The organism is Bacillus sp. (in: firmicutes), assembly GCF_031983925.1.
Lineage (GTDB): Bacteria > Bacillota > Bacilli > Bacillales > Bacillaceae_G > Bacillus_A > Bacillus_A pacificus.
This window is the reverse complement of the sequence record NZ_DALYZR010000001.1, coordinates 989335-998235: the sequence shown is the minus strand read 5'-3', so window position 1 is coordinate 998235 and position 8901 is coordinate 989335. Positions and strand designations below refer to the sequence as shown.

General features: G+C 32.3%; 10 protein-coding genes and 1 pseudogene. 5 read left to right on the top strand and 6 right to left on the bottom strand.

Annotated features, from left to right (window positions below):
- Positions 1-158, bottom strand: a 158-nt coding sequence (locus RTP99_RS05220; RefSeq protein WP_192826846.1) for an exosporium leader peptide-containing protein, incomplete at its 3' end; no start/stop codon positions are given.
- Between the two features lie 183 nt (positions 159-341).
- Between RTP99_RS05220 and RTP99_RS05215 the strand changes: the two are divergent.
- A pseudogene (locus RTP99_RS05215) lies at positions 342-542 on the top strand (BclA C-terminal domain-containing protein); the annotation flags it as partial.
- A 403-nt stretch (positions 543-945) separates the two neighbouring features.
- Here RTP99_RS05215 and RTP99_RS05210 read toward each other — a convergent pair.
- Complete coding sequence (locus RTP99_RS05210; protein WP_116733353.1) at positions 946-1560, bottom strand: helix-turn-helix domain-containing protein; 615 nt, start codon at positions 1558-1560, stop codon at positions 946-948.
- Between the two features lie 59 nt (positions 1561-1619).
- Here RTP99_RS05210 and RTP99_RS05205 point away from each other — a divergent pair, with 59 nt between their 5' ends.
- Positions 1620-2204, top strand: a complete 585-nt coding sequence (locus RTP99_RS05205; protein WP_001121303.1) for a LysE family transporter — start codon at positions 1620-1622, stop codon at positions 2202-2204.
- Between the two features lie 230 nt (positions 2205-2434).
- Here the strand turns inward: RTP99_RS05205 and RTP99_RS27820 are convergent, their stop codons facing one another.
- Positions 2435-2497, bottom strand: coding sequence for an N-acetylmuramoyl-L-alanine amidase C-terminal domain-containing protein (locus tag RTP99_RS27820; RefSeq protein WP_139868110.1), 63 nt, complete (start codon positions 2495-2497; stop codon positions 2435-2437).
- A gap of 95 nt (positions 2498-2592) precedes the next feature.
- Here RTP99_RS27820 and RTP99_RS05200 point away from each other — a divergent pair, with 95 nt between their 5' ends.
- Positions 2593-2853: a hypothetical protein gene (locus RTP99_RS05200; protein ID WP_000130518.1), complete on the top strand. Its 261-nt coding sequence runs from the start codon at positions 2593-2595 to the stop codon at positions 2851-2853.
- 301 nt (positions 2854-3154) lie between these two features.
- Here RTP99_RS05200 and RTP99_RS05195 read toward each other — a convergent pair whose 3' ends face one another.
- Entirely contained in the window at positions 3155-3280 is a 126-nt protein-coding gene (locus tag RTP99_RS05195; protein WP_263329071.1) for a hypothetical protein, read from the bottom strand.
- Between the two features lie 135 nt (positions 3281-3415).
- On the opposite strand from RTP99_RS05195, the gene RTP99_RS05190 reads away from it, so the two are divergent.
- Together RTP99_RS05190 and RTP99_RS05185 are read left to right on the top strand one after the other, a co-directional pair.
- The gene (locus RTP99_RS05190) at positions 3416-3631 is read left to right on the top strand and encodes a spore germination protein (protein WP_001139344.1); all 216 of its coding nucleotides are present in this window, start codon (positions 3416-3418) and stop codon (positions 3629-3631) included.
- 455 nt (positions 3632-4086) lie between these two features.
- Complete coding sequence (locus RTP99_RS05185; protein WP_046646977.1) at positions 4087-4872, top strand: sulfotransferase family 2 domain-containing protein; 786 nt, start codon at positions 4087-4089, stop codon at positions 4870-4872.
- 403 nt (positions 4873-5275) lie between these two features.
- Here the strand turns inward: RTP99_RS05185 and RTP99_RS05180 are convergent, their stop codons facing one another.
- Both RTP99_RS05180 and RTP99_RS05175 read right to left on the bottom strand, forming a co-directional pair.
- Complete coding sequence (locus RTP99_RS05180) at positions 5276-7072, bottom strand: ABC transporter ATP-binding protein (protein ID WP_001243533.1); 1797 nt, start codon at positions 7070-7072, stop codon at positions 5276-5278.
- Entirely contained in the window at positions 7065-8819 is a 1755-nt protein-coding gene (locus tag RTP99_RS05175; protein WP_000834808.1) for an ABC transporter ATP-binding protein, read from the bottom strand. The genes RTP99_RS05180 and RTP99_RS05175 overlap by 8 nt, the downstream gene beginning before the upstream one ends.
- Between the last annotated feature and the right edge of the window lie 82 nt (positions 8820-8901).

Sequence of the window (8901 nt, the reverse complement as noted above, 5' to 3'; positions counted from 1 at the left end):
GCTCCTGTTGCTCCTGTTGCTCCTGTTGCTCCTGTTGCTCCTGTTGCTCCTGTTGCTCCTGTTGGAATATAAATTGGCGGAAGAACCGGAAAAGTAGGTCCAATATTCTCTGGTCTTACCATCCCTTTATTCAAAGATAATTTTTCATTACTGTTCAATTTACTACCTCATTCCACATTTTGTTTACTGATTAACAAAATAAAACCTCTATCATTTTAGTAAAATTCCATAACTACTTTTTCATACTCAAATGATTTTACACAAAGTAAACTTTTTACCGTTACTATAACTAGTAGTATTAATATAATAAAATGATAGTTCCATTCCCAAATACTAAATCGCTACTATTAAACTCTTCGACTCCACTTTCCGGATCTATCTTTTCACCCGAAATATCAACTTCAAATTATAATAATAATTTAATAATCAATTTAATTGCTGGTAATACAATTTCACTTCAACTATTCGGCGTATTATCCATAGTTAATTTAGTTGAGGGTGGTTCAACAGGTGCCTCTTTAACAATTATACGAATCGATTAAAAAATGATTCGTTCTTTTTTATAATAATCATTCTTAAATGCTAAAATAGTAACTATTACATCATTCCTTAAGCTTATATATTAATAACTTCACGACAGTGATTTTGCAATAAGAAACACTTTGTACTATATTCATAGTACAAAGTATCTATACTAAATTTTCCGTATATACATTATCAATTTACACTGCTCTCTGCCAATGTTACATTAAAGGTGAAAGTAGTTTCTCAAATGCGAACCATCTCAATACGTATATGAGAAACAAACTCCAATCCTATACGCGAGAGCAATACTATGTTGACACTCAAACGAGTGTCCTTTTTTATGAATTTCAAAAATAAAACCATCTTTTATAGATGGTTTATCAACGCACTTTTCTTTATATTCTTCATGCAATAGTAATTTTATATAATCGGATAATATATGGTCATACTTAACCTAGTTAGCGTTCTTCCGAAATTATGATAAGAGTGTGATCTATCCGCCTTAAAGCGAATTGAATCCCCACTATTTAATTTATATTGACAATCATTTATTTCAATTGTCAATTCCCCTTCAAACACCGTTATAAATTCTTCGGTCCCTTCTTTATGGCCTTCCGAACTTAATTTTCCTTCAGTTTCAATTTCAACTGTATAGATTTCAAAGTTCCTATCATCTTGAAAAGGAAAAGATGGATACACTTTATATCTCCCATTGTCTTCTAATAATGCTTGAACATCACTTCGTAAAACGACTTTCGTATCCGGTTGGGGATTATTAATTAAAGAAGTAAAAGACACTTTCAACCCATTAGCTATTTTCCATATCGTTGTTAATGTTGGACTTGACTCTCCACGTTCAATTTGTCCAATCATTGTTTTACTCACACCTGTTAATTGGGCAACTTTTTCTAAACTTAATTTTTCTTTCTCTCGTATTGTTTTTAAATTTTTTGCCAGAATAAGTTGAATTTCTTCCATAAGAAACACTCCTAAACTATATACAATATAACGACCGTTATGTATAATAAAAAGCACACGTTATATTGTTATTTTCGGTCATTATAACATACACCAAATAATTAGGGGGTTTTGAAATGCCTATATTTTCTTTTTTGTTATTTGTTATTATATGTAGCTTCACACCCGGTCCTAACAATTTCTTAGCTATGACATACGCCAATCAACATGGTTTAAAAAAGAGTATGCAATTTTGCTTTGGAGTAGCTTTCGGTTTTTTCATCCTCACTTCATTATGTAGCTTCTTTAATATTGTACTAATTAATATCCTACCTATAATTGAATTCCCTTTAAAAATTTTAGGTGTAGCATACATGCTATATTTAGCCTTTAAAATACTCACTAGTAAAACTAGTGCAGATCCAGATGAAAAACATAATAAAAACTTATTTACAGTCGGGATTTTTCTTCAATTTGTTAATCCTAAAGGGATACTATTCGGGCTGACTGTAGTGTCAACTTTTATTCTCCCTTACTATAATTCATATTCAAGTTTTCTACTCTTCTCATTATTTCTAGGTGTAGTCGGGTTAATGAGTACATTCAGTTGGAGCTTATTTGGTTCTATGTTCCAAAAATTTTTATTAAAACATACTACATCATTTAATATCATTATGGCTGTCTTATTAGTTTTTAGTGCTATTTCAATAGTAATTAATTAAATTCAAATTCTCATTTTTTTCTTTTTAAATATATGTTTTGTAAATATACTTGAAATTTCCGGTGAACCTCTGACTTACATGTATTACTTATTATGTATTAAAACAGAAATCTTCTATATCTAATCATATTTATACGAGGTAACATTATAAAAAGAGGAATACTCATAATAAGTAATCCTCTTTTTATGTCCTATCGTTTTTAAAAATTTCTGTTCTACTAAACTAGAATTTCACTTAATTTCATACCACCAACCTTTCCGATCAAGGTAATCCGCCATCCCTTTAAGTTGCAGTATTTATGACTTTAAACTACTCATTTCAAAATCTTTTTATTATAATACAGAAAAATGCGTTATAATATAAGTTACTGGTCTCAAGGAGGAGTTTAATGACTGATAAATATAAATTTTTGATACTCATTGTTACAGCATTTTTTTCTTTCTTTTCTTTAATAAAAGATTTCCGTAACACTTCAAAAAGTTTCTTTTGGGGGAGCTTCGCAATCCTAACAAGCTTTATATTATTATTAACTCACACTTTAGAATTAACTCCAATACTTATCTATTCAGCACAGATGGCTCTTGAGATTATTACAATTCCACGTAAATTAATTCTTCCATCTGTCACTGAAGCTGCTAGTTTTTGCTAACAATTCGTATATATATAAAAGTTTCAACTCTACATTTCTAATTATCTTTTCAAATATAATAGTGCGGTGTCTCCTTTCTAGAGAAACCGCACTATATTAAATTTCAAACTGACTAGTATAAAAATCTCATACATCGCTGTTTTTTTCATTGAGTTTGTTTTGTGTAAAAGAAAAAGCACCCAACTGGTTGCTTTTTCTAGAATCATCTTTTTCTTCTGCTTCTTTTTACTTCCTTTATTTCTCCTTGCTTAACTAGTTTTTCAATATATAAATGTACTAGCTTATAAACACACTCTCTTCGTTAATTTTCCTGATCTTCTTGATTTTTCATTCGGACGCACAATGCTTTGTAGCTTTTTAGCTCCTTCACCACAAGTCTTCGCATTTCCTTTTCATCGATATCCTCAAAAAATGAAAATTGATTCATACGATACGGTTCCCCTCCGTTGGATTTACTTTATTGAACTTTTACTTCATTTCAAAATTCTCCGTTTCAGATGAACCACTAGACACATACACCATATACTAAGTTAAGTACTTCCTAGGAAAGAAGGTGAAAGTTATGCCATCTATTGTCGGAAATATGGTTGCACAAAATAGTAACGGTTCTTTCAACTTAGGTGATTTTTATAATGTTTCTCCAAAAGAAAATACAAAAGCTTATAATGGTTCGGGTGCATCTAATGTTGCTTTTGTGCTTAATACATTTAACGGTGTTAGTGCAACCAACACATTTGATTCTGATGTTGCCGACCAAAGTCAAGTTGGAACAGCCTAAACTTATTTATTTCTTCTACTTCCGAATAAAAGCCAATATCACGTTAATAATGTATATATTGTTTCTGTTTCCCCTTCATACCCGAAGGCTTATCAGTTAGCTTTTGTTAGCTGTCCTTTTTAAATACGGGCTGCACACGTATTCAACTTATAAATTAAGCCTTGTGAGCTGCCACCTTTTAAAGGAACACATTTAAATATATGCTCCTTTTATTCAATGTTTTTTCACGATCATGCAGAATAAAACATAAGGTATATGGTAATTCAGTGCTCATAAAATCTATTTTTTCTAAGAGTTTATCCATTTGCAAGCTCTTTTTTTCTTTGCAAATGACTCTTTTATTTTTAAATTTGTATTATTTTAAATTATCTATTCTACTTCTCTTTTCTTGTTCATATGTCAAGTCTTTTATTCATAAGCTAAAAGTACTTGACATAACTGAATGGAGGCTAATAATGTCTTTTTCAAATATTATTAAATACGGACGCGTTCCCCTCTTTAATTCTAACTTCCCTTTGATTTTATTTTGGAGTCAAAAAAGTGGCTGTACCTCTCTTGCACATTGGTTTTTTTATCAAATAAATTTATTTAAAGAAGCAATAAAATACGATTCTTTCATCCATAATTATGAAAATGAAATATACAAAAACTCCTCGGACTACTTTATTGAACTAGCTGCAGCTTTATATACAAACGGAAAAGATACCTATAAATTAGTGAGGAACCCCTATACAAGAGCTGTAAGTTCATTTTTTTCACTAATTGCCCCCCCTTACATAGAAAACCCAGCATGGAATCCTATTCGGAATTTTTATTATGGTAATGAATTTTGTAATAAACCTATTTCATTTAAAATCTTTCTCTACTACTTAAAAGAGCAAATGATAGATTTAGAACAAGTAGATCCACATTTAATGCAGCAATATGAACCAGGTGAGGAAGAGTTTGTTACAAAGTATATCTACCTTGAAAATTTCTCTACTGAAATTGAGCACTTAGAACAAACATATCAATTAAAAACTTCTCCTTTACACATACTAACCAAATCATGGCATCATCAGAAAGACAGGGCAATTTTTAGAGGTAATTTTGCAGATGCTGATATTACCGATCCTTTATTCCCACGCCTCCCAACATACGATAGCTTTTATGACTATGAAACTATCCAATTAGTACAGGATATTTTTAATAAAGATTTTAGCACGTACAATTACCCATTAACTTCTTTAAAAAATATATGATTTTCTAATTGTAGTTTCATATATTATAGAGAAACTTAGATTCACCTATTTAAGTTTCCTCACAAGGTGAAACTTTAATCAGTGGGGGTTTTGTTCATCACCACCTAACTTCTTTGCTTCCGCTGAATTTTGAGGTGGGGGTCTTACTGCCTGTTAATGCGGGATAAAACTCTCGTAGTAAGTTGGGACACTGGAAACAGTGTCTTTTTTTAATAAATCATTAAAACATTTAAATAGAACGTGAAATACTCATTAAGGTTGCTACCATTTGTATGTTTTACTTTGTATGCAAGAAAGACGCAGTTAAAACATTTAGTGAACGAATATTTAGATAGTAATGTTTACAAATATAAAAATGCGGTGTCTCCTTTCCAGAGAAACCGCACCCTATCAAAAATTCTTATTAAATTTTAAACTGACTCGTATACAGATTAAAGTAAAATCCTCTATCTTCCATGAGAGATTCATGGTTCCCTTTTTCCAAAATACTTCCATCTTTTATAACAAGGATTTGATCTGCTTTTTCAATCGTTTTCAGTCGATGAGCGATTACGAAACTTGTTCGACCTCTCATTAAATTGTTTAGTCCTTCTTGTATTTGTAATTCTGTTCTCGTATCAATATTAGATGTTGCTTCGTCGAGAATTAATATATCTGCATCTGCTAAAATTGCCCGTGCAATCGCAAGAAGTTGTTTTTGTCCTTGACTTAAATTCGATCCTTCTGAAGCAATTTTCGTTTCATATTGATTCGGTAAATGTTTTATAAAAGAATGTGCAGATGCTGCCTTAGCTGCATTGATTACCTCTTCATCACTAGCATCTAATCGACCATAACGTATATTATCCATAATCGTCCCAGCAAATAAATACGTATCTTGTAAAACTACTCCTATTTTACTTCGCAACGAATTCATATCATATTCTTTTATGTTTTTTCCATCAATATGAATTTGCCCTTGCTGTATATCGTAAAAGCGCGTTAGCAAATTAATGATTGTTGTTTTGCCCGATCCAGTTGGACCTACTAAAGCAATTGTCTCCCCTGGCCGCGCTTTAAGACTCACTTCTTTTAAAATCGTTTTATTTTCCTCATACCCAAATGAAACATTCTCGAGTGCAACATGTCCTTGTAAATTTTGTACAACGAATGCATCTTTTTTATTTTTGATTTCCGGTACTTCATCCATAATTTCAAAGACACGTTCCCCACCAGCCACTGCCGCTTGAATCGTATTCATTAAAGTTGCGAATTGACTGAGTGGTCTTGAGAATTGACGAGAATAATTAATAAATGCTGCAATGACACCTACTGTTGTCATTCCATTTAAAACCATTACTGACCCAGTCCCAATTACAAGTCCCATACCTAAGTTGTTAATAAAGTTCATACTCGGAAAAATAAAAGCTGAAAATGTATCCGCCTTCGTTGCAGAAACTCTTAGCTGTTCATTAATTTTATTGAAATTTTGTACGGTTTCTTTTTCTTTCCCATATAACGTTGTAACATCCGCACCTGTTATAGCTTCCTCAATAAATCCATTTAACTCTCCTAAATCTTTTTGACGCTTTGCAAAGTTTTTACCACTATAAGTAACTAGTTTTTTTGTAACGAAAAACATAATAGGTACTGTAATTAAAGTAACAATCGCTAAAATCCAATCTAATGCGAACATCGCAATCGTCACACCTATAAAAGTTAGCGCTGATGAAATAATTTGTACAACACTTTGTGTCAACGCTTGATTCAAATTATCTATATCATTTGTTACACGACTCATTAAATCCCCTTGAGAACGTACATCAAAGAACCGTAAAGAAAGCGTTTGGATTTTCTCAAAAATATCTTGTCGTATTTTTTGTATCGTTTTTAATGCAACATTAACCATTACAAATGTTTGTAACCAAGTTAATAATACTGTTACACCATAAATCGCGATAAGTACCAAACACATTCTCGCCGTACCGCTTAAATCTTTCGGTACAATATATTGATCGATAATTACTCCCATTAAATACGGACCTAATAACCCAAGTAACGTCGTAACAAACACTAAGAATATAACGAACGTAAGGGCAGCCTTTTGGTAGCCCATATAGTTCCATACTCTCATCACAGTTCCTTTCGTATTTTTAGCCTTCCCCATCTTTGGTGCGTTACGCCCACCTTTATTAGCAAATTGTCCTTGAAAATTACGCATGTTCTTTCCCACCTTTTTTATATAAATTACCACCTTGGGAAAGATAGATTTCTTTATATACCTCACATTGTTCTAACAATTCTTCATGTGTACCATCACCAACTAATTCACCATTATCTAAAACGAGAATTTTATCCGCATCTATTATAGATGAGATTTTAGAAGCGATTAATAATGTTGTTGTTCCTTTATATTCTGTTCTTAATGCCGATTGAATGTTAGATTCTGATTTTGCATCCACTGCTGATGTAGAATCATCTAATATAAGAATGGATGGCTTTCTCACAAGCGCCCTTGCAATTGATACACGTTGTTTTTGGCCACCTGACAAATTCGTCGCACCTTGTGTTAAATGATATTGATATGAATCTTCCAGCTTGTTAATAAACTCAGTCGCACAAGCTGATGAAGCTGCTACTTCCAATTCGTCATTTGATGCATCTTCTTTACCGTAACGTAAATTCTCTTCTATGCTACCAGAAAACAACAATGCCTTTTGAGGTACAAACCCGATTGACGCACGAAGTTTTTGTAAATCATACGCCTTAACATTTATTCCATCAATGCATATTTCCCCTTGATCAACATCGTATAAGCGCGGTAATAATTTTGCTAAAGTAGATTTACCACTCCCTGTAGAACCAATAATCCCGATTTTTTCACCTTTACTTATGCGAAATGAAATATCTTTTAAAACATATTCATTATTTTTCATGTAACTATAACTAACATTTTTAAATTCAATTTGTCCCTCAATTTGCTTAGGTGCAAGCGCATTTTTTGGGGTCATAATATCAACGTCAGTATTTAAAACTTGCTGTACACGATCCGCTGACGGAAATGCTCGCGCGATTTGCATAAATACCATACTTATAGACATAAGTGACATTAAAATAATATTCAAATAGTTTATAAATGCTAATATAGCCCCTACTTGAAGGGTTCCATTAAATACTTTCTCTCCACCAACCCATAACGTTGCGACAATTCCGCCACTTACAACTAACATAATGATTGGCATCATTAAGGAAATAAGCTGCACCGCTCGAATATTTATCTTCGTTAAATTTGTATTAACATTTCCAAACTGATTAATTTCATATTTTTGTCTTACATACGCTTTAATCACACGTACTCCAGATAAATTTTCTTGTAACTTTGTATTCACTTTATCTAATGCTTCTTGCACTTTTCTGAACGTCCCGCTTGCTTTACTCGCAATGAATATAATCGCAAGTAATAAAATTGGAACGACTACGAGTAATATAGGAAATAACTCACGCGCTGTCATAAAAACAATTATTATACTTCCGATAAATAACAAAGGACCACGAACAAGAACACGTAATGTCATCGTCATCGCCGATTGAATAGAAGTAATATCATTTGTAACAATTGTTAATAACTTTCCCGTTCCAAACGAATCACGATTTTCACTAGAAAATGTTTCTATTTTCGCAAACACATCTTTTCGTATGTCAGTAGCGAAATTAACAGCTGCTTTTGTAGAATACATCATACACCCAAGTCCTCCAACTAAACCGAGTGCTGCAGCTCCTATCATAAGAAGTCCCATTTTTATTACATAATTCATATCCCGATTTGCTATCCCAACATCAATAATATGTTGCATAATAGTCGGTTGAATTAAGTCCATCGCAACCTCAAGTACCATAAATAGCGGTCCAATAATAGCGAAGAACATGTATGGTTTTAAATACTGTAATAATTTGCGAAATGATTTCATACATAATCTCCTTTTTCTATGAAATTACCAACGAATAATTCATATCCCCCCTTATTTAAGCGATATAGTTTGTAATTTCTTT

Coding starts and splice junctions, on each gene's coding strand:
- RTP99_RS05175 (WP_000834808.1), bottom strand. CDS start 8,819: ATGAAATCATTTCGCAAATTATTACAGTATTTAAAACCATACATGTTC.
- RTP99_RS05180 (WP_001243533.1), bottom strand. CDS start 7,072: ATGCGTAATTTTCAAGGACAATTTGCTAATAAAGGTGGGCGTAACGCA.
- RTP99_RS05205 (WP_001121303.1), top strand. CDS start 1,620: ATGCCTATATTTTCTTTTTTGTTATTTGTTATTATATGTAGCTTCACA.
- RTP99_RS05195 (WP_263329071.1), bottom strand. CDS start 3,280: ATGAATCAATTTTCATTTTTTGAGGATATCGATGAAAAGGAAATGCGA.
- RTP99_RS05190 (WP_001139344.1), top strand. CDS start 3,416: ATGCCATCTATTGTCGGAAATATGGTTGCACAAAATAGTAACGGTTCT.
- RTP99_RS05185 (WP_046646977.1), top strand. CDS start 4,087: ATGTCTTTTTCAAATATTATTAAATACGGACGCGTTCCCCTCTTTAAT.
- RTP99_RS05200 (WP_000130518.1), top strand. CDS start 2,593: ATGACTGATAAATATAAATTTTTGATACTCATTGTTACAGCATTTTTT.